This is a genomic window from Paenibacillus amylolyticus, assembly GCF_036894225.1.
In the GTDB taxonomy this organism is placed as follows: domain Bacteria; phylum Bacillota; class Bacilli; order Paenibacillales; family Paenibacillaceae; genus Paenibacillus; species Paenibacillus amylolyticus.
Genome location: NZ_CP145892.1, coordinates 1,236,223 through 1,258,267, shown reverse-complemented (window position 1 = coordinate 1,258,267; position 22,045 = coordinate 1,236,223). Strand labels below are relative to the sequence as shown.

Below are 22,045 nucleotides of genomic sequence, written 5' to 3'. Positions count from 1 at the left end.
TAAAAACTTATTTTTTGGAGGAATCACATGCAAACAGGTACAGTGAAATGGTTCAACGCGGATAAAGGATTCGGCTTTATCGAAACTGAAGAAGGAACAGATGTATTCGTTCATTTCAGTGCAATTCAAGGTGAAGGTTACAAATCTTTGGACGAAGGTCAACGCGTTCAATTTGAAGTAACTCAAGGTAACCGTGGACCACAAGCTGAGAACGTTACTAAACTTTAATTATATGAAAGCTGCCTTATTAATAAGGCAGCTTTTTATTTACACATATGTGTCACAGCAAAGTTTCCACATCCCAAGAATGAAAGCGAGGTATTCCCCATGGATAAAGAACAATTGATCACAGAAGTAGCTAAGGCTGGCGGTTTCTCCAAGAAGAATGCTGAAAAAGCTGTAACCGTTGTACTGGACTCGATTCTCGAAGCTCTCAAAGAAGGCAAAGAAGTTCAACTGGTCGGATTCGGGAAATTTGAAGTGCAGAAGCGTGAGGCAAGAACGGGAAGAAGCCGGAAAACAGGCAAAGAAATTCAACTACCTGCAGGTAAAGTTCCTGTATTCACAGCAGGCTTAAGCATGAAAGAAGCTTTAAATTAAACAACGCAACAACTTATTGAAAAGAGGTTTTTATTCAAACACACAATGATAATATGGATTTAAATGTCGTGTTTACTACCGTTGATGATATCATTAACTTTTATTCAGGCAAACAGACAAACTCGGATCATACAGAAAATCACACTCATTTGAAGCCCCCATCAACAAAGTCTGATTGTACCCTACGACCACCCACCCGTTAAATTAACATTTCATCTTGGACAACAAGAGGCCCTGATCCGCTCAAAACGGTCCAGGGCCTGATTTGCTTGGAAGCCGGCTCCGTCAGGAACCAGCTTATTTGTCTTTTAAGCACAATGCACATCCAGCCTATTTGCTGTTCAGAAGCTCGCGCAAGATCTGTAGATCATATGTAGAGACAAGACGTTCCAAATGCGTATCCAGCCATTCCTCATCCTGATCCCACCACTTCAATTCCAGCAGCAGTGCAATCGTCTCTTCGTCAAAACGCTTTTTAACAGTCTTGGCTGGATTACCACCAACAATCGTATAGGGTTCAATGTCCTTAACAACGGTTGAATTGGAGGCAACGATTGCCCCGTCTCCAATCGTGATACCAGGCATGATCGTTACATTTTGTCCAAGCCATACATCGTTCCCCAGTACCGTGTCACCCTTATATGGAAGTTGTTCCAGTGTAGGTGTCACACGCTCCCATCCTCCACCAAAAATGTTGAACGGATACGTGGTCATACCCTCCATCCGATGATTCGCACCATTCATAATGAATGTCACACCTTCCGCAATTGCACAGAAATTGCCAATGACCAGGCGATCACCAATAAAGTCATAATGATGCTGTATCCGGTCATAGAATTGCTCTGGCGGATTTGTGTTATCACTATAATACGTATAATCACCGATGTCCACGTTGGAACGCGGCGGCAGGTTTTGAATGTAACATACCGTACGGATATTCTCATTCGGGAAAAGTTTTGTTTTATCAGGGGCCATATTGTAGTCCCTCCTTTTCCCTATTGTAACAGATCTTAAATCTTAAACGGACTAAGTGAGGTCTGCAGCTCTGTCGACACATCAGACAAAATAGCCGCAGATGCCTTGATCTGCTCTACCGACTTGAGCTGTTCATGGACAGAATCGGCAGCCTGTTGTGAATAGGACGAACCTTTAGTGAATCTTAAATTAAGGATTCATAACAAAAAGTAGCCCATCAGGCTACATAAGTTGAACTATAAATGTTACACCTTATCACTCCGATTGCAGTATGGTGTAATATTGAGCTTCAACTTATATAGACGCCTGCCAGGCCACTTGTTCTGATTCTTTATAACTCGGTAACTGTAACACCTGCTGCTTTGTAGTAGTCCTCATTCATGTTGTTTAAAATGTTGGCCTTCATTAGAATGTTTACTCCGGCAAAGAGGCCGATTCCGTTTGCATTCCCTTCAATAAGGTTATTTTCAATCCACACATTCTCAGGGTCCCCTTCGCCGATATTGCCTGCTCCGGCATCACCTTTGTCGCGCTCAAGCCTCACACCCCAGTAACCGCTCGCCGTATTGTTACGAATTATATTGCCGCGAATCACCGTGCCCGGTCCGTTCAACACTTTGATCCCCGCTGCCTCTGCAATCACTTTAGTATTCTCGATGAGATTATCCTCAATTAGGGTATCGGGGGTACCCATGGTTACCGAAATACCAATTCGACTGTTCGTAATTGTGTTGTCATGAATGTAGTTCCCTTTGCCAGACTTGCTGTGGTTGCTGGGAGCCGAACCCCCGGTATTGCCGAGCCCAATCCCTGCGCCTGTCAATACGTCCGTAATGACATTGCCGGAGATTTCATTCAAATACTCCAGTTCACCATGAAGGTCGATGGCGTCCAACTTTGTTCCGTTAAACGTATTGCCACGTAACACGTTATTATGAGCCACAAACTGAATCAGTGCTCCATGTCTGAGATAGGGACCTTCAAATGTACTGTCCTCCACCACGTTCCATAATGTATCATTGTCAAATCCGAGCCGATCGGTCTTGGCCGTTCCCTGAATCGAAATGCCATAACCTGAACCTCCAGGGCCCAGATCTGTTGCATTGCGGAAGGTTGCATGCTTCACAACAACATCGCGGCTGTGCTCAATGCGGATCGCCATTCGTTTGAACTTCTCCACAATTACGCCGTCAATCGTAATGTCATACGATGGTGCCTCGCCATAATTGGCGATATGGATCATGCTATCCGGCCCTCCTGCGGAGGGGTTATTGGATTGATGATCGGTCGTGTAGCTGCCGGACCAGACTGAAGTTATGGTCATGTTGGATACGAGAATGCTATGCTGAGCCGATGCTTTCAGAACGGCACTTCCCGTCACCTGATTCAGCGATGTCTTGAGCACAGTTCCTTCACGGCTCTCACCTCTCAGATTCACTCCGGATTTGAGCATCAGATTGGTGCTCAAATCCGGCCCGGATAACAAATTGTACACTCCATCAGGTAAAAACACTTCATCCCCAACGTTGGCTTCGTCCATCGCAGCCTGTATAGCAGGGCGGTCATCACTCGTGTTGTCAGCAGGATCTGCTCCATAATCCCGTACATCAATTGTACGTCCGGTCACGGCATGTGGAGCATGGACAGCATGTGGTGTGCCATCTGTTTCCGTCAGACCTGGTGCGATAAAGGGCATCGTCCCTTCAGGTGGTTGGGGCACGATGTATGGAATCAGAGCCACAGGTGTCCCTCCCCCTGCAAAAGGGGCATACAGATGCACATCGCTCAGACTTGTGTAAATACTTCCATCGGAATTGCCACGTCCGGTGATTCGCACATAACGTGCAGAAGTGTCCGGGATATCAAACGCCTGCATTTCGGTTGTATCTCCACTGCTTTCGCCATTAAATATCTGGGTCCACTGCTCACCGTCAACAGACGATTCCATCTCAAAAGATGTCTTTCGGATATCCCCTTTGTAAAAACCAATCCCAACATAACCCACTGGCTGTACCTGCCCCAGATCAAATGTGATCCATTGCCCCTCTCCTGCAACAGACCAGCGTGTATAGCTGTTATTGTCGAGGGTATTGGTCGCCAGGTTGCCGTCGCTGCCACTTGCCGTGACGGAAGCCACAGGCAGGGATGATACCGGGCCGTCAAGGGTTGTCATTTCGGTTGATAAAGCACTGCTGACGTTGCCCGCTTCGTCAATCGCCCTCACTTGAAATGTATATGGTGTTTCCGCTTCAAGTCCGCTGTCCCGGAATGACTGCTTACCTTGTTCGCTCAGCAGAACTCCATCACGATAAATTCGGTAGGCAGATACAGCCGTATCGTCACTGGCAGCAGGCCATCTCAGTTCCGCAAAATCCGTTCCCCAGTTGCGAATCTCCAGTTCAGCTCCCTGCTCCCATTCTGGTGACTGCGCGTCACTGCCTTCTTCGATTAAAGCAATGACAGATAACTGCGGACGCGGATTGCTCGTTCCGTTGGCTTCCTTGGTATAGACGTTAACGGAAACACCTGTTGATCCCGCATCCGCGAGCAAAAATGCCACTTGCCCAACATCTGCACGTTCCTTCACATAATCGGTTACATCCACTTCATAAACTGCCGGACTTCCATTCCGATCTGCCGTGACCTGGAATGTGCCCAGCAGCGAAGCTTCGCTCAGACTTTGGACGGGAGCATTCGACCAGGTTAGTGATGATTCACTCCAGTCTGTGGCATCCAAACCGTAAAGGGACAACTCCGTATCGGTATTCGAAGTGCCTTTCTTCGCTGCAATCCGCAGTTGATAACGATCTCCTTCCGGCTCATTTCCGGTCATATCAAATTTGAGATATACATATTTCTTGGTGGAAGTAGTCGAAGAAATACTTAGTAATCCGGTGCTGGAACCTGTAGCCTGATTGAAATTCAGATCAGGCTTGCTGCTATCAATCGCCGCATCGTCGCTTGGCAGCTTGCTGGCGATGACCTTCTCCATCAACGGTCGTTCTTCTTCATCTACATAAGAAGTGTCTGCGGGATTTCTTTTGAAAATAATTGGCTCCGTAACGATCCGGTTCTTCACATGTTCATCCAAGAAGGCCCATGCCTCCGCATTGGCATTCTCGGAAGCTGTACCTGTAAATCCATGGCCCTGACCGGGTACAATCTTCACATCCACAATCGGCACACCCGCAGATTGAAGCTGCTCTGCAAAAGTAACACTGTCCGTGTATGGAATGGTGGCGTCAGCATCCCCGTGGCGAATCCAGAACGGTGGATCATCCGGTGAGGCATACGTGCCCGGCATCGCAAGTCTGGCCTGTTCCGGTACATCCAATGCGCGATGACCGCCAAGCAGAGCCGTGACCGAGCTATAGTTATTGGCAAATGTCGTCGTAAAATCAGCGGGTCCGTACCAGTCGGCAACCGCCTGCACTTTGTCCGAATACTCAGGCCAGCCGCCAGAACCTTCGAGATCCGGTACCTCTACCGTGACTCCTGTATCAAGCACGACGGGATCACCAGCGACCAGGTCCCCCGTGGTCCCAAGTAATGCGGCCAGGTGACCGCCCGCAGATGATCCCCAGACTCCGATACGACTTGGGTCCAGATTGTACTGGGCGGCATGGGCCCGCAAATATCGGATAGCAAGTTTGACATCCTGAATCTGGGCAGGGAAAGGCGCCTCAGGCGTGAGCCGGTAGTCCAGAGATACACCGATGTAACCACGTTTGAGTACATAATTGCATATGGAGTTCAATGCCTGCTTCCGATCCCCGTGATTCCACCCACCTCCGTGAATATAGATCATAACTGGCATCGGTTCAGTTGCCGCTGTCTCGGGAACGGCAATGGATGAATACATCGCCCGCCCACCAGCCATGCCAATCTCCACATCCTCGTATAAAGTCACTCCTAGCGGTGGCGTAAACTCAGTATTCTCTTCTCCAGGCGGCACTGGGGAAGGGGCAGGCGTTATTCCCGGAATGACCTGACCGTAAATGGCAACATTGTCGATATACATGTTGGCCTGCATGGTATCTCCTGTCCGAAATCGAATATTCACTGTACTGTTATTGTTCGCTTCGGAACCCAGCGTCCAGCTTTTTAAGGTATTGCCTTCCTTATTCTTCATGTCTGGAGTTCCTGGGGGAAGTTGAAACGTCTCCAACGTCGTCCAGGAAATTCCTCCATCCTTCGACCATTCAATAATCACGTTTCCGCTTATATAGGAGGAAGCTCTTGTGTAGTAGCTTAGCCGGATGTTTCCGTATCCGGTCAGATCAAGTGGCAGCGCGAGTGCATCGGTTCCATCTATCTTGACCATGTTGGGTTGGGATGGTGCGGTTGTTGAAGAAGACGTTTTGGCCTTGCTCCCGCCCGCACCGTCCTGACGCCATGGTGCCTTCAATGCAATTCCGCCCGTAGAGCCAAAATTGTCGGGATCATCAAAGTTTTCCGCGTAAATCTCCAGTTCGGGCCCCTCGGGTTCCGGGATATTTTCTTCCTGTGCAGCATGGATAACAGAATGAGGAATATCGTCTTCCATCGCCCGGACTTCATGCACAGGAATGGCGATACCGGTAATGAGTATGAAAGATATGGCAACAAGTACAGCCCGCTTCGTCCACGTTTTGAACAAGTCTTTCATTTGTATCCCTCCGTATTCAGCTGACTTGCCATTCCAATGACAGAACAACCTTCCGATCGCTGTGATCGTGTAAATGTATTGTTCAACTTATATAGTTAGCGACGCGGGGCTGACACTCCCTCACCCTTCTTAAATTTCTCCGTAGCTTCCTCGATGGCCTGATCGCCACCTTTGGATTTCCATTCCTCAACCACTTTCGGCCAATCGGAGATGGGCTCCTTACCGTAAACCATCTTGATCATGTGTGTGAGCAATACTTGAGGAGGTGTATCCGAATTGGGAGCAATCTCGGGATTCTGCACAAAGGCCTCCAACCGTGGATCAAAGTTGATGCCATCCCGGCCTTCTTTGGCTAAAATCGTATCGTAAATATTCATCAGTTTCCTGCCTTCTTCTGTCAGCGATAACGAGCCTTTATTGTACGTTGTGTCCTGAACAAACCATAAGAAAGACTGACGGTAACGCTCTTCATCCACGCCAGCGGAATCCGTTGGAGCGGTGTAAGAAATGACGCCATTATCCTCTGTGTAGGTTTCTCCTTCCGTGCCGTACGTGAAAAACTTCTCTGCTTCATCGGAAACCATCCAGTTAAAAAAACGGATAATGGAAGCCGGATCAGCCGCATCCTTATTGATAAAGTAGGCACGTGTCACCGGACCGTACAGATAATAACCACCTTTACCGTCCGGACCAACAGGGGAAGGGATAATTTCGATTTTGGCATCGGGAACCGACGCTTTAATCTGCTTCTCCCATTGAATCAGTTCGTTGGCGTTCATGGACCACATGCCCGCCTTACCGGAGAGAATTGTATTTTTGAATACCGTCGAATTGATGGTCGCAAACTCTTTGTTAATCAGCCCTTCTTCGTACATCGTCTTATAAACCGTCAGGGCTTGCTGCATATTTTCGTTATCCATGAACTTGGGTACAATCTGGTCGCCCTGCTGCTCCATCATGGACAGGAACTGCTGCACATCATAGGCACCAAAGAAGGTATCCGCATATTTGAAATCTTCACGCCCCATATATGGATTCTCCACGCCAAGCTTTTTAAAGGCACGTAGCACTTCCAATGTTTCCTCCACCGTGGTGGGCACAGGCAATCCCGTTTGATCCAGCAGATCCTTACGAATCCAGGTTGCCCGGCGGGATGGATTGGATAAATATTCGGGGATGGCATAGATCTGGCCGTCATGGGTGACCTGGTCCCAGGCTTCCTTCGGCACGGCTTTCAGCAAATCTTGCCCATACTGCTGCAACAGCTCATCCAGCGGCTGGAATACTCCGGCTTCGACCGAACCGGCCATCTCCTTGCCGTTGACGCCGCCATCACCCTGCACCACATCAGGAATATCATTGGTGGCAAACATCTGGACCATTTTCTGCTCATATTCCTTATGAGGCACGAGAACGATTTTCAGATCGCTATTGGTCAGTTCCTCCAGCTTTTTCACCCATTTATCCTGGTTGATGTCCGGTGACTTCTCCACATACGTATACGCCAGCGTTCGCAGTGACATGGAGAACCTTGTCTTGCCGTCTCCCCCATTCTCACCGGATTCCGCCCCGCTTCCCTTGCTGCATCCCGCAATGAAGGTTGCCGCCAGCAATAGCGCCATGCCTGTGACCATCCACTTTTTCATGCTACCCCTCTTTTCATCCTGATTTAGGTTTAGGTATCGCTTATATGTGAAGCGCTTTCATGAAGATGATAAAACATCCCCACCGCCTGCAACAATGGGGATGTTTTAGATGAGATTGCGTTTTCTTTAGGTCCACACTTATTAGTACGTCTTGGATACCTCGATCTTCTTTGTTACACCGTTGTCGGTAAAATAGAGATGGATGCCGTGATCCTGATCATCGATGAAATAGGGGACATACTTCGGCTCCTCGATCTTATATGGTACAAGCAGCGTAACTATTGTATGACTTGTGGCAGGCCGCGTTTCCGCGCTCAGATGATAATGTCTTTCCAGCCCTTCGTACTCCGAGGGGTCCACCTCTGCAAATTGATCCGTCTGGCTAAGCGCTAGCTCACCGGAGGAAGCATATACAAATGTCCCCTCAAGCCCCGCCTTAATACCGTTCAGACGGAAGCTCTGCCCTTTCAGCTGTAGCGGGTGCAGTGCATGGAACAGCCATTGAACGCTGTCCGGTTTCTCCAGGTCAATATGGTCCACAATGACGAAATAGGATGATTGCAGATAATGAATCTCCCGTACAACACGCTTCACATGGGGGACGGTGCTGGCATAGGCATCGGTCGCTACCGCGCGCACATAACCATCGCCGTCCCGCCAATAGGCCTCTTCGATCTGCCCGGTTGCGGCCATATTCAGCACCTTGTTGTTCTCAGCATACTGGCCTGTTCCACCAATCAGCAGATTGTTTTTGGAGCGTGTCTGCCTGCGCCATTCCCGGTGGAAGGAGCTGCCGTGGGCGATATAATAGCCCGTATCCGCCGCGAGCGGCTCACCGAATGCATGCAAAGTGAAGCTATTCTGATCCGCATGACTGTGGCTGATCGAGCCGTAACGGCTTGACTTGAGCAGAAGCATCATATGCTCATCCGGATCGTCCATCCGGTGATGCATGGCTACCCATCCCACATCACGGAACCACTTCAGCGGCTCGATGTCCACAGGCGACTCTTCCTCCACCTGCGGATAATCGTGGCGGTATACTAATTCGTCAAAGTTAAAGTCCCACCAACCGTAGTTATAAAAAGCACCCTCTGTCCCCGGATCGGATTGACGTACACGCTCAAAGTACCACTGGTACCAACGGTTGCCTGTAACCCCCGCCAGTTGGCGGACAAGATAACCTGTTTTCAAGTTTACCGGGTCACCCAGCGTAGACTGGTCCCCAAAGCTGGCGCGCCGAGCATCGGGCGGGTACACGTAGAAAGGAAAATCTCCGGTACGCTGGAAGAATGGCCGACGGAAAAAGTCGATGCCCGCATAGTTTCGCAGCAAATTCATCGCTTCGGTCACATAGGCCATGCCTGTTGTCCAATACATCGGACCTTCTGCCCAACCTCCATCACTGCCTCCCCAAGGGGAGTACAGACAGGCATAATAATCGATCGCATAATCCAGCCACTGCGCAGCCTGCTGCTCCTCATGCAACAAGGACATACAGCAAGGTACAAGCACGGAGGATAATGAACGCACCGCATGGCTGTCATAGGGCACATGATGAATCTTCGAGCGAACCATCACATGCTGGGCTACCTGTTCTGTCCGCCGCAGCAAACTGCGCCTTACCACTTCCTGCTCTTCACTGTTCAACTCATCATGCAGCCAGTCATAACCCCAAGCAAGCCCAGCGGCAACCCGAAAAGCCGCCTCGTCATTATAATCGCGGGAGGTCGTTCCCTCCGTATCCCAAGCTGCCACATGCAACAGCCAAGTTTTCGCCGCATCAAGTAGCCGTTCATCTCGAAGCACTCGCCCAGCGATACTCAGATGACGAATCGCATATAACACTTCCTGACAGTCAATGTACATTTGCCTCCAGAGCGGGGCGACACGTTTGTTCTCCGGGTAAGGCTGCGGTTCACGAATGGGCTCACGTTTTGCCCACGGCTCCACGGAATTTGCCATAAATGCATCCCAGCCGCAATATGTAGCATCTGACGCAATGGCATCCGAAAGTGCATTCAACCCACGCTCACCAAGCCACAGCCGGGGGTGAGACATGTCTGTGGAATCGTATCGCTGCTCCCGGGAAGGTAGCGGTGTCTCGGGTAATCCCACTGGTACAGTGAACCGCCGCACCTCACTCCAAGCCGACATTTCCCCTTGCTTCCCTTGCGAGGCATGCCCTTCGGCTTCACTTCCTTGTTTCCCTTGTGAGACATGCGCTTCGTATTCACTCCCTTGCTGCACTGGGTGATCTACAAGTAGCGCATATCGCCAATAATAATCCCCAGGTCTAAACACCTGGTCTGGCGTGAAAAAGTTATACGGGAGCGGCGCAAAGGTCATCGTCTCTTCTTCCTGAAAAGAAGGGCTCGCCGACACTTGCAGCAGATAGGCATTCTCATCCTCCTGCTGTGCCGCCATCCAGGTAAACCTTGGCGGATTCTCTGCCAGAACGGTATGCTCATCAGGCGCATAGTCCACATGGAACGGCCCGCTGATGGGTTGGTACAACGATCTTTCTGCAAGCTTTCGCTTCACTTCCATCGTTTTGTCCCCTCCTTATCGCAATGTTGTATTATCAACGCATATACATGCCGCCATTGATTTCAAGCGTCTCTCCAGTTATAAAAGAACCCAGGTCGGAACACAGGTACAACGCCGCTCCTGCGACATCATCGGGAGTCCCTTCCCGTCCAAGCGGGATGCTGCTTACCGCAGAAGACCGACCTTCTGCCGAGGTGAACGTAGTATGGAAAGCCGTCTGTCCGATGAAGCCTGGGGAGAGCGCATTCACCGTAATCCCGCCAGGGGCAAGCTCTTTGGCGAGCCCTTTGGTTAACGCCATGACAGCCGCCTTGGATGCTGCGTAAATCGCTGCACCCGGCCCGCCTCCATTATGAGCCGCTACGGAGGTCAGATTGATAATTCGTCCGCCACCAGCCGCCCTCATGCCAGGAATGACTGCTTTGGAGACAAAGACGGCGCTCTTCAGATTGACATCCATAATCCGGCTGTACAGCTCCTCACTCATCGTTTCAATGGGGCTCCGCTCCACCAGATGTCCCGCGTTGTTAACCAACAGGTCAATTGGACCGCCAAAACGGAGTGTAATCTCTTCAACCATCGCTCTGATCGCATCCGTATCCGTCACATCTGCCTGAAATGCCGCCGCTTCACCACCAGCATCCCGGATGGCAGTCACAACTTCCTCCGCCCGCTCCATATTATGCAGACCATTCACAGCGACCTTCGCCCCGCACCGAGCCAACGCTCCAGCGATAGCAGCACCAATACCTCCACTGGAACCTGTTACCAATGCAATTTTGTTCTGTAAATTGATATTCATGTTTTATCTTCCTCCTTGTTATTGGTTTCAATTAAATACGCTTGCTGTGCTGGTCCGCCGGAAGCGCCATCTTAATGGTCGTTCCCAAGCCTTCCTCACTCTCCATCATCAAGCCGTACGTCTCTCCAAATACGAGCTGAATCCGGCGATGTACATTCATAAGTCCGATGCCACCACGATGATAAACATCATCGGTGTCTTCACCTGCCAGACGGTTCAGTTCCAGACGGCGACGCAGCTTCTCCAGACGTTCATTGCTTATGCCCATGCCATTATCCTGAACGATGACAAGAAATCGATCATCCAGACGCCGAGCATCGATGCGGATAAAATGACCCGGTTCCATGCCCCGTGGAAACGCATGTTGCAGCACATTTTCCACCAGGGGCTGGAGGGTGAGACGAACCATTTTTTCCAACAACAGATCCGGTGCAATGATGACCTCAACTTCAAGCTCCCGATCCATGCGATGTTTCATGATGGAAAGGTAGGCCAGCACATGCTTCAACTCATTGGCAACCGTAATTTCCTCCAGATTGGTCTGAATGGAATAACGGAGCATATGAGCCATCGATTCAACCATCTGCGTAATTTCTTCGGAATCCTGTACAACGGCATAACATTTGATAGTCTCCAATGTGTTGTAGAGAAAATGTGGATTGATCTGCAACTGGAGCGCCTGAAATTCCGCACGGTGTCGTTCCAACGCTTCGTGCTGTAGCTCAATTTCCGACTTCTGGCGGCGCAACTCCGACTCATATACACTCTCAATCATGTCCGACAAACGGCTGACCATCAGATTATAGCTGCGAATCAACACTCCGATCTCATCGCGCCTTTCCTTCATCTCCACCTTGTTCCAGATTCCCTTCTCCGTCTGTCTCATTCCGTTCATCAGCACACGAATGGGTTCTACTTGAGATGCTCCGATCCGGTAGGCCACCACAAGCGCAGCGAGCAAGGTCCCTGCACCAACCCATAATGTAGCTGAGCGGATCGTTGCAATCGGCCTTTGAAGCTCCGAGAGTGGCACGGAAGCAACAAAGCGCCAGCCCGAATAGGCAGATAGCTCCGATATAAACAGCCGTTTGGTGCCATCCGTGTTCTGTTCCAGTGACCCTGCCTCCATGTGCATAAGTCTGTCCACGGTGCTGGACGACATCACGGTCTGCGCCTCCTCGTCCCCAGGAGTGTAGATGACATTTCCGTTCTGATCCATCACATACTGATAGCCCCCTTGACCGAGATCGAGTTCTCCCCAGATGTTGTCAAGTTCCAGCACATTCACTTCCATCGCCAGCACTCCGTTTGGTGTATAGGAGGACACCCCCCTGATCCGGCGCGCAATCGTAATGACATTTGCATTCTGTCCACTGCGAATACTGCGGGTGAGCAAAGTCGATTCGCCATTCGCAGGTGTTGCAGCGAGCAACTCCTTATACTGCTGTGCAGCATCGATATCGGGTATGCCCGCTGAATTCTGGTTGTCATCGATGACAACCCGCCCGTTCTCCCCGATAACATACAGGAACTTGATCTGTGGATATAACATAAAAACAGGCGGGAACACGTTCCTTTTAATCTGACGGCTATACTCGTAATAGGCATAACTATCCTCCGAATTCATATCGAGAAAGTGCTTCACACTTCCGTTCGAGAGAATGGAGTAGGTAGCACGATCATAATTTTGCAAATACAGATCGGTCTGGTACGCCGTATTACGCATCGTTTGGGCAATGTTGTCCGCCAGCTGATCGTTCATCTCAGTCGAGGCATAGGTATAGGTAAACAAGCCAATGGCAGACAGGGACAACGTAATGACGATGGCAAAATGAAAGAACAGGCGGATCGACAGGCTGCGCTTCATCATTCAATGCCCAACTTACTGCGATATTCGGACGGGGTCAGTCCGGTAATTTTCTTGAATGTCTTGGTAAAATGGGGATGATCCGCATACCCCACTTCGTAGGATATATCCGTAATCCGGTTGCCCGGCTGTTCCAGCATGCGTTTGGCCAGTTCCATTTTGCTGCGTATCCGGTATTGGATAAAGGTCTGACCTGTCGTCTGTTTAAACAGTTGGCTGAAGTAGGAAGAGTTCAGTCCAAGCTTGGAAGCAATCTCGTCCAGTGACACTTCCCGGCGCAAATGCTGCTCCAGATAAGCCTTTGCTTCTTCCACTGGATGCTTGCGCTTGCCACTACGCTTTTCCTTGATCGTCTTCATTAACGTGTGGATCTCGTTGCCCAGAGCCTCGAAGCACTCTCTTGAGGAAACGCTTACAATTATCTTACTGGACGTACTCATCGTTCCGTTGCCACGGGCGTTCATGCGGGCCACAATCAATTCCAGCAATTCCTGAAAAAGCTCCGCAGTCTGCTCAGGCATCAGGGCATATGCCGGATAACGATTCGACCATGCTGCGAGTAGCTCGGTCACATCGGATTGCCTTAACTCCCATATAGCCTCTTCCAGACGCATGGCCCAATCATTCAGCTCCCTCACGGGTACAAGGGATACCGTAGGTTTATCCTCTTCGGATGCCAGCAATTTGAGCAGAAGTTCATGAAGCTCCTGTCGTCCCACTGGCTTGAGCAGATATCGTTTTACCCCATAATCCATACAGGCTCTTGCATATTCAAAGTCTGAATAACCGGAGACAACAATAATGCGCATCGTACTGCCTTGCTCGGATAAACGTCGGCACAACTCAATGCCATCCATCGTTGGCATGCGAATATCCGTGAACAGGATGTGTGGTTGAAAGTCCTTCACCACCTGAAGGGCCTCTTCCCCATGCGCCGCCTGCCGGATCTCACAATCAAACAGTCCTGCTTGCTCAATCATCTTCGCCAGACCCATCCGAATCATCGGTTCATCGTCCGTAATCAAGATTCTGAACATCGCCATTCCCCCGTTTCCGTCAGATCTGTATGCTGCTTGTAGTTAAGATTTGACGGAGCCGACCATGATTCCTTTTACAAAATGCTTTTGCAGGAAAGGGTATATGATAATGATTGGCAAGGTGGCGATGATGATGGTTGCCATTTTGATGCCTTCCGGCGATGTATGTGCAAGGGTGCTATAGACGGCAGAACCCGGATCGACGGAAATATCGTCACTCTCAAACAACTTCTTGAGTGTGACCTGGATCGGCCACCAGGCGGGATCATTCAGATAATAAAGCGCGGTGGAATACGCATTCCAGTGGCCCACCGCATAGAAAATGCCGAGTGATGCCATGGCTGGTTTAGACAATGGAATAACGATACGCCAGATGATGCCAAACTCTCCACAGCCATCGATGCGGGCGGCATCGATCAGTTCACCCGGCAGCTGTGAGAAGAACGAACGCATGACGAAAAAGTTAAAGGCGTTAATCGCTCCTGGCACAATCAGCACCAGTGGATTGTTGACCAGATGCAGCTCCTTCATCAGGATAAAATTCGGAATGAGCGGCGCCGAGAATACGACGGTCACCAGGACAAACATGACAATAAGAGATCGCCCCTTGTACTCTGGACGGGACACGGGATACGCGAGTGATGCCGTTGCGGCGAGATTGACCAGCGTACCCACTAACGTTACCCCAACCGATACCGCAAAAGCCCGCCAGAAGGCAGCATCGCCGAATACATATTCGTAATTGATCCAGGTAAAAGCTACAGGCCAGAAGCTGACCTTTCCGCCCATGATCGCTTCCGAGCTGCTAAGTGATTGGGCCAGTACATTAATGAAAGGCAGAATCATCGTTAACGAGAGCAGCGTAAGAAAAACGAGATTTCCAATGCGAAATATACGGTAACGGACACTGGGGGTACGCATCCATCTCGCCTCCTAATACAGGCTTTCGCCGGTTGTTTTTTTGCTAAAGAAGTTACCGAGTAGAATAAGCATCAAGCCCACGACCGACTTGAACAACCCGATGGCTGTTGTATAGCTGTATTGCTGTGAGAGAAGCCCGGCTTTGTAGATGTACGTATCGAGAATCTCGCCAGATTCCAGATTGAGCGGATTCAGGAATACAAACACACGCTCAAAGCCCAGATCAAGGAACTTCCCGATGTGCAGCAGCAACAAAATCATAATCGTTGGCAGCAAGGATGGCAGGGTAATCGACCATATTTGCTTCAAACGTCCAGCTCCGTCCACCTCTGCCGCCTCATACAGATCGGGATTGATGCCCGCAATGGCAGCCAGGAAAATAATCGTGCCGTACCCGGAGTCGCGCCAGATCCCGGAACCGATCAGAATGGAACGAATGTACGAGTCTTCTCCAAGGAAGTAGATCGGTTGCATGCCCAGAAATCCAAGTGCCTTGTTGACCACCCCGGCATCCATCGAGAAAATACCCATGAAGATACCGCTAATGACGACCCAGGACAGAAAGTGAGGCATGTATACAATCGTTTGCAGCAAACGCTTAAACACAATCATCCGCACTTCATTCAGCAGAATCGCCAGTAAGATCGGTACCGGGAATGCAATCACGAGATCATATAGTCCAAGCAGAAGTGTGTTATTAAGGATTCTTAAAAAATCATAATGGCTGAACATCTTCTGGAAATGCTCCAGACCTACCCAATCACTTCCGGTGATGCCTTTGAAAATGTTGTAGTTCTGAAAGGCAATCACTGAACCGAATAAAGGTACATATTTGAAGAGGAAAAAATACAGGATACCCGGTAAGGAGAGCAGATATAGTATCCGGTATCGCCACAGATAACGTCCCGCATCTCCGAGCCGAACGCCCAGACTAGACGAGTGAAGTCCGGTTGCACCCCGGCTTGGTGGCACGACATCTGCCGGCTTCACGTCTTCTCCCCTCCCTGCTTGTGTGATTGCGTGCTTCTCAAGTTATCAGGAACGTTCTCGTCCCATGGGATCTCATTAAATTCGATGGAAATGTAATCCGGCTCACGGTCGATAATACGCGAGAGCTCGCGTGTGAACACCTCCACTATCTCCTGCTTTTGCTCATCCGTCCTGCCTTCATACAGCCTGATCGTAATTTCTGGCATCCGATTTAAGCTCCCTTCATTACGTGATGTAAACGCTTTAACAACTTCATCTTAGCGTTCCTGCGAAAGGGTAACAATGGACTGTCTTTTCGTTCACTTGTGTTTTCTTTAGGTCATGACAAGTAAGCCCAAAAAGCCCCCTTACGAATGGGGGCCTCTTGGAACATAATATTTTTGGGATATATAGTAATTAATTTCATCTATCTCACTAGAACCTTGCATTAACAAACGTAATAATAAAGATCGAAAATGAAAACACGCCCACAGAACCAGTACCTTAGAACCATTTTTTCTCTAAAAGCTAATATTAATATGACTTTATAACGATATAATCTACGAGTAACTTACCTGGGGGTCCTATAAGTGAAGTAGAACTTGAAACAATGCAAAAAGCACACTGAAGCATGAGAAAATGTCACGTAACCACAGCAAAAATCAGAATTATAGAAGTTGCACGATAACAATTTTCCACTAAATATTCATTAGATTACATAGCGTATAGCATCCCATCCAGGTATAGTGCATTTTCACAATCGTAGAAGGAGTGAACCATCTTGTTTAATAAGCTTCGCTGGAGTACCATGCCTTTCTTCATCAAAAATTTGGTGATTTCATTCGGCAGCATCATGTTGATCGGTGTAATTCTGATTACTGCCGCGTATCAATTGCAAAAAAATATCTTGGTTGAACAGTTGCACGACCAGGCTACCGTCATCACCCAGAAATGGTACGATGATCTCGACACTGCCAAAGTGGCAGAAGCAGCTAAGGAAAAAAGCTACTCCGGTCCTGTACAGCTGGAAATGAAAACTTATCTCGATTCCATCCATGAATTCTATCCAAACATCGCGCAAGCGTACATTTTTGGTTCAGAACTTGAGCAAGGAAACGGAACGTCCATCATCGCGATTCCAACGAATCTGTTGGAACCATTCGAGGAAGGTAATCTACCCGCAGGTGCCATGTACCCGCTGCCTCAGAATAACGTCGTAGTGCTGGAACAGATGAAAAAGGACGGAAAACCTGCCTTCAGTGATTTCTACACGGATGAGTACGGAACCTGGACCACTCTGATCTATCCGATTAATAACGCAGACGGCTCCATGTATGCTGCTCTTTACTTCGATGTAGATGCAAGTGCCGTTCCAAAAGGCCTGAACAAACTGCTTACGTACGGTTTGATGTTCCTGATCGGTTTCCTGATCCTGTTCATGGTATTGCAATTTATTTTGCTGAAAAGAACGTTGCTTCCGATCCGCAATCTGATGAAAGGTATCGAAGAAGTAAGCACGGGTAATCTGGACGTAACCATCGATACCGGGCGAGATGATCTGGGTATCATCAACGAGAAGTTTAATGCGATGATCCATCGCTTCAATACAACCATCTATAAAGTACAGAATGCTTCACATCACCTCTCGGAATCTTCCAAACAACTACTGGGCATTTCCGAGAAAAATAATGTGAACATTCAATCCATCAGCACCAATATTCGAGAAATATCTACTGGACTGGTGTCACAAGACAAAGCCACTGTGGAGAACGCACGCGCCATGACCGAAATGTCAACGGTAGTGCAGACGATCGCCAGCAGCTCAGCCGATGTGGCAGATGAAGCACTCAGCATGGAGCAGCGCTCCAGCACAGGTAATGTGGTGATGCAACAAGTCATTGAGCAGATGCGCCTGATCTCCGGTGCGGTGCAAAATACGTCAAATTCGATTCAGTCTTTGGAAAACAACTCGAACCAGATTAGCAACATTGTTAACGTGATTACGGAGATTGCTGGACAAACTAACTTGCTTGCACTTAACGCTTCAATCGAGGCAGCCCGCGCAGGTGAAGAAGGAAGAGGTTTTGCGGTGGTTGCAGGTGAGGTACGTAACCTTGCAGAGCAATCTCAGGAATCAGCGAAGCAAATTCGACAGTTAATTGAAGAAATTCAACGGGATATCATGCAGTCTTCTGAAGCGATGCAGTTGGGTTCCAAGGAAGTCACCAAAGGCTTGGAAGTTACCCAAGAGACTGGCGTATTCTTCGAGAATATTCTGACTGCTACGAATAAAGTTGCAAACCAGATTCAGGATATCTCCAGTTCTACTGAAGAGATCTCGGCAAGTACACAGGAAATGTCTGCCACGGCCGATGAACTGTCTGCCAATGTCAGCAAGGCAGCAAGCAGCAGTAAACAAATTGAGCAGTCAATTGATGAGCAGGAAGCCTCCATGGCAGCCATTGTGAGTGCCTCCGATGAGCTCTCGGTTGTATCCGAGCAACTGCAAGAACTGATCTCATTCTTTAAAGTACGTGCAGAATAGAATTAATAGGATATAGATAAAAATAATAAGACACAGTAAAAACCAAGGCTCATGAGTGACTGAACTCAAAGCCTTGGTTTTTTTGTTGTTACCAGGGTAGGGTAGGTAGGTTCTAGTTCTATACTTCCCGGTATCATTTAACAGACAGTGGTGTCATCAACTGATTGTTGAACCTCCAATCCACTATAATCCTGCAGCTGCTTTAATTTCTTTTCTCTGAGAAACGATTAATGATTGTATCTTTTCTGTTCCAAATGCACCTGCTGAGAAAGCATTCGCTTTCGGATAATAAACCATTCGAAAAGATGTTCCATCTTGAAGGTGCACACGTAAAAAAATCCCTGTCTCATGCTTGGATTTCTTGTACACCTCATTAAAGCCAACATATCGCAACGGCAAAAGCTCGTTCATGAATTCGGATGCGGCTTCCTGGGGGAAGTCACCGATTGGGCTGCCATCGTTCCCGCTTTCAAGGCTGACTTTTTCCACTTTGTCTTCAATGTCCATCAGGTCTCCCATTGTCTTAGCATTGGGATTTTCTTTTGCTTCGTAAACCTTATTATTCGCTACTACGCGATAATGCGACTTATAACCTTTCAGTTCATATATAACAGTTCCAATTGGAAGATATGCCGCATCACCATTCTGGGTCACGTGATCCGCACACGCATGCTCGTTCAGCATGTAGTTCACTTCCCCTACCCTATCCCCAATTTGCTCTGCAGGTACCACTTTGGCCCCTTCGTTGTTTTGAAAATATGTAACATCATTGAACATCAGAAAATCAATCCATTCAAGGGTTCCCGGGCATCGCTTCGTTGATTCCTTTGAAACTTCTTTCGTAATCGTTTCCTGGGGTTTGGATGTTATTTCTCCCTTATTCGATGTTCCACAGCCAACAATAATGACTAGAATCAAAAGTATACTCAAACGCTGGCTCCAATATTTAAATGGTTTCATTCTCAATCACCTCAATCTATTAGACGAATTTAACTAAGACATAGTTACGAGCTTTCTTCAATCAGCTATTCAACTCAATAAACGCCTAAGAACAGGGAATAGTTATTGGGCCAATGTGCTCCTCCTTGGTGCACTTCATGCAAGCTACATCTCTGTATCATTCAAAAAACAGGTACTCGTAGTTCTATCCGTCGTTATACAAAAAACACAGACAGTACAACTATCTGTGTTTTTATTACAGGTATTAGGAGCTCAGTTAGATACAAAATCCATTCTCGTCCTCTTACCAAAATTTCAATCACGCACTCCATACAGAGTACGATTTAGAATACTTGTACCAGCATTATTTACTGTAATGTTCCTGCTACCGCTGGTTTCAATTACCTAAACAACATTTAAAGTTGATTTGGCTTGTAATACTCGCATCCCAGCTTCTTAAAATCACTGTCCCATGTTACTACTGGCATGTTAATTGTTTTTGATTTTGCGCTAAGATAACAGTCCACAATGTCAACGTTACCCTTTTCAACAAACAGCCTTAACGCATCTTTCATGTAATCTTCCTCAAAGATAATGTTATCAATTTGCGATAGACTAAGCAGGGCATTTCCTACATCAACATTAGAATGCTTGTAATGTGATTTCAGTACCCAACATGTTTCAATAATTACTGGTGATGAAACAATTATCTGAAAATCTCCGCTATCTAGCATTTCAGAAACTTTTTCAAACTGCTCCTTATCGTCTTGAGTGAACAACCGTACTAGTATGTTTGTATCAGCCAAAAAATCCATTGCTATTCCCCTTTTTTGTAACTGTTCCCCACCCAGTCAATCGCTGACTTCCTAGCTTCCTGAAGATCATGTTCTTGCCCTGTCTTTAAGATTCCTACAAGATCAGTTAGCTTTTTCTGTTTCCTAACTTCTAATTTTGCTTCGCCATTTTGGATAATTACAATAATTTTGTCGCCTGTAGCTATACCTAGTTGTTTCCTTACCTCAACTGGAATTGTAACTTGTCCTTTCGAAGTTACCTTACCTGATTCATACATACTCATACACTACTACCTCCTACTCTATTACCTATATTACAATGTACTACTTTTATGTTCAAGTATTACTTTTTACGTTGGGTAATATACATTCCAAGTATAGTCAATTGGAATTGAATTTCTAATGCTGAGTAATTTCAGCGTCAATATGTAAGCCCAAAGCTGTTTTACATGTTCATGTGAATTATAAACTTCAACTTCCCAGTCATAAGTAGGTATTTGCCGTTCCAATGTACTTCTTTAATGTGAGTTATTTCCCATTAACATGGTCATTAAGGACAATATTTCAATCCACGCACTCTATACAGAGTGCGACGTCAGACTATGAAAAGATACTAACCGAAATGAAAATTTCAATCCACGCACTCCATACAGAGTGCGACTGCCCATCTATCAACTGATCTGTCAGTAACGAGACATTTCAATCCACGCACTCCATACAGAGTGCGACAAGCTTCATAACTGGCGAAGGGCGGTGTGATGCGGGATTTCAATCCACGCACTCCATACAGAGTGCGACCCCATCCACCATTGGTACAATATTCGGTGTTATGTGATTTCAATCCACGCACTCCATACAGAGTGCGACGCCGATCTATTAAAAGAAATGAGCGTGATTCGAATTTCAATCCACGCACTCCATACAGAGTGCGACGAATAGAAAACGAAAAAAGAGAGATCGCAGAGTTATTTCAATCCACGCACTCCATACAGAGTGCGACGGCGGAGTTGAACGTGAATATCGCGAGGTTAAACGATTTCAATCCACGCACTCCATACAGAGTGCGACGGTAAGAAACGGCCTTCTGTTTATACTGAAGACATTTCAATCCACGCACTCCATACAGAGTGCGACTCCACAACTTCCACTTGTGGATAGTCTTCCAGAAATTTCAATCCACGCACTCCATACAGAGTGCGACTCGGGATTATGATCTGTATTGGGAGTATCTACGAATTTCAATCCACGCACTCCATACAGAGTGCGACAGCGAAAAGTGACGTAATAACTATGCTTGAAGAATAACTATTAACGTATTTTCGATAGTTCTACTTCTTTAAAACGGTTATCACAAATTTCCGATCATAAATCATTGCCAAAAGGTCACAATAAAGACCTTTTCGACAAATTCCGAGGTGCGAATCCCCCAGGGAAATCATGTGAGCTTGGCATTCGCACCTGCTAAAGTATTAACGGATCACCCATATCATAGGAATCTTTGGCACCCACATGTTGAACTTTTCTTTTGTAATTATCACCTAAGTTATAGAAACGAAGACTATCTGTATCCTTATCAATTAATTCTTCCAGTTCGAATCTTAATCGTCTAAATTGGGCAGCATCCAGTATACATTCAAACACCGAGTTCTGCACTCGCTGACCGTGATCCACACACTTTTTCGCCACTTTAGATAGTCTTCTTCGGCCTTCGCTATCTATCGTGCTTACATCATACGTAATTAAAATAAGCAA

General features: G+C 47.6%; 17 protein-coding genes and 1 CRISPR repeat array. Of the genes, 3 read left to right on the top strand and 14 right to left on the bottom strand.

What is annotated here, in order from left to right; genetic code table 11:
• Positions 1–27 precede the first annotated feature (27 nt).
• Together V6668_RS05575 and V6668_RS05570 are read left to right on the top strand one after the other, a co-directional pair.
• Positions 28–228: a cold-shock protein gene (locus V6668_RS05575; protein ID WP_017690333.1), complete on the top strand. Its 201-nt coding sequence runs from the start codon at positions 28–30 to the stop codon at positions 226–228.
• A 99-nt stretch (positions 229–327) separates the two neighbouring features.
• Complete coding sequence (locus V6668_RS05570; protein ID WP_036606368.1) at positions 328–600, top strand: HU family DNA-binding protein; 273 nt, start codon at positions 328–330, stop codon at positions 598–600.
• 330 nt (positions 601–930) lie between these two features.
• Here V6668_RS05570 and V6668_RS05565 read toward each other — a convergent pair whose 3' ends face one another.
• The 10 genes from V6668_RS05565 to V6668_RS05520 all read right to left on the bottom strand — a co-directional run bounded on the left by V6668_RS05565 (position 931) and on the right by V6668_RS05520 (position 16,242).
• On the bottom strand, positions 931–1,575 hold the full coding sequence (locus V6668_RS05565; RefSeq protein ID WP_017690335.1) for a Vat family streptogramin A O-acetyltransferase: 645 nt from the start codon (positions 1,573–1,575) through the stop codon (positions 931–933).
• A 331-nt stretch (positions 1,576–1,906) separates the two neighbouring features.
• The gene (locus V6668_RS05560) at positions 1,907–6,223 is read right to left on the bottom strand and encodes an alpha/beta hydrolase fold domain-containing protein (RefSeq protein ID WP_338707899.1); all 4,317 of its coding nucleotides are present in this window, start codon (positions 6,221–6,223) and stop codon (positions 1,907–1,909) included.
• A gap of 95 nt (positions 6,224–6,318) precedes the next feature.
• A complete protein-coding gene (locus V6668_RS05555) occupies positions 6,319–7,869 on the bottom strand; it encodes an extracellular solute-binding protein (protein ID WP_338707898.1) in 1,551 nt (516 codons plus the stop codon).
• A 141-nt stretch (positions 7,870–8,010) separates the two neighbouring features.
• Positions 8,011–10,419: a DUF4962 domain-containing protein gene (locus V6668_RS05550; protein ID WP_338707897.1), complete on the bottom strand. Its 2,409-nt coding sequence runs from the start codon at positions 10,417–10,419 to the stop codon at positions 8,011–8,013.
• A gap of 34 nt (positions 10,420–10,453) precedes the next feature.
• Positions 10,454–11,221 carry an SDR family NAD(P)-dependent oxidoreductase gene (locus V6668_RS05545; protein ID WP_100528585.1) on the bottom strand — a complete coding sequence of 256 codons (768 nt, stop codon included), beginning with the start codon at positions 11,219–11,221 and terminating at the stop codon, positions 10,454–10,456.
• Positions 11,222–11,252: 31 nt separating this feature from the next.
• Complete coding sequence (locus V6668_RS05540; RefSeq protein ID WP_338707896.1) at positions 11,253–13,091, bottom strand: cache domain-containing sensor histidine kinase; 1,839 nt, start codon at positions 13,089–13,091, stop codon at positions 11,253–11,255.
• Positions 13,088–14,125: a response regulator transcription factor gene (locus V6668_RS05535; protein WP_100528583.1), complete on the bottom strand. Its 1,038-nt coding sequence runs from the start codon at positions 14,123–14,125 to the stop codon at positions 13,088–13,090. Before V6668_RS05535 ends, V6668_RS05540 begins: the two co-directional genes overlap by 4 nt.
• Before the next feature lie 42 nt (positions 14,126–14,167).
• Entirely contained in the window at positions 14,168–15,046 is an 879-nt protein-coding gene (locus V6668_RS05530; protein WP_100528582.1) for a carbohydrate ABC transporter permease, read from the bottom strand.
• Positions 15,047–15,058: 12 nt separating this feature from the next.
• Complete coding sequence (locus V6668_RS05525; RefSeq protein ID WP_197997778.1) at positions 15,059–15,976, bottom strand: ABC transporter permease; 918 nt, start codon at positions 15,974–15,976, stop codon at positions 15,059–15,061.
• A 56-nt stretch (positions 15,977–16,032) separates the two neighbouring features.
• Positions 16,033–16,242, bottom strand: coding sequence for a tautomerase family protein (locus tag V6668_RS05520; RefSeq protein WP_100528580.1), 210 nt, complete (start codon positions 16,240–16,242; stop codon positions 16,033–16,035).
• A gap of 581 nt (positions 16,243–16,823) precedes the next feature.
• Between V6668_RS05520 and V6668_RS05515 the strand changes: the two genes are divergently transcribed.
• On the top strand, positions 16,824–18,560 hold the full coding sequence (locus V6668_RS05515; RefSeq protein ID WP_036606543.1) for a methyl-accepting chemotaxis protein: 1,737 nt from the start codon (positions 16,824–16,826) through the stop codon (positions 18,558–18,560).
• Positions 18,561–18,743: 183 nt separating this feature from the next.
• Here the strand turns inward: V6668_RS05515 and V6668_RS05510 are convergent, their stop codons facing one another.
• The 4 genes from V6668_RS05510 to cas2 all read right to left on the bottom strand — a co-directional run bounded on the left by V6668_RS05510 (position 18,744) and on the right by cas2 (position 22,045).
• Positions 18,744–19,520 carry a hypothetical protein gene (locus tag V6668_RS05510; protein WP_338707895.1) on the bottom strand — a complete coding sequence of 259 codons (777 nt, stop codon included), beginning with the start codon at positions 19,518–19,520 and terminating at the stop codon, positions 18,744–18,746.
• Positions 19,521–19,915: 395 nt separating this feature from the next.
• Positions 19,916–20,314, bottom strand: coding sequence for a PIN domain-containing protein (locus V6668_RS05505; RefSeq protein ID WP_338707894.1), 399 nt, complete (start codon positions 20,312–20,314; stop codon positions 19,916–19,918).
• 2 nt (positions 20,315–20,316) lie between these two features.
• Positions 20,317–20,577 (bottom strand): AbrB/MazE/SpoVT family DNA-binding domain-containing protein, encoded by a 261-nt coding sequence (locus V6668_RS05500; protein ID WP_100528578.1) that lies wholly within the window; start codon positions 20,575–20,577, stop codon positions 20,317–20,319.
• Positions 20,578–20,854: 277 nt separating this feature from the next.
• Positions 20,855–21,561: a CRISPR direct-repeat array (repeat unit 33 nt; unit sequence ATTTCAATCCACGCACTCCATACAGAGTGCGAC).
• 193 nt (positions 21,562–21,754) lie between these two features.
• Positions 21,755–22,045, bottom strand: a complete 291-nt coding sequence (gene cas2 / locus V6668_RS05495) for a CRISPR-associated endonuclease Cas2 (RefSeq protein WP_074093754.1) — start codon at positions 22,043–22,045, stop codon at positions 21,755–21,757.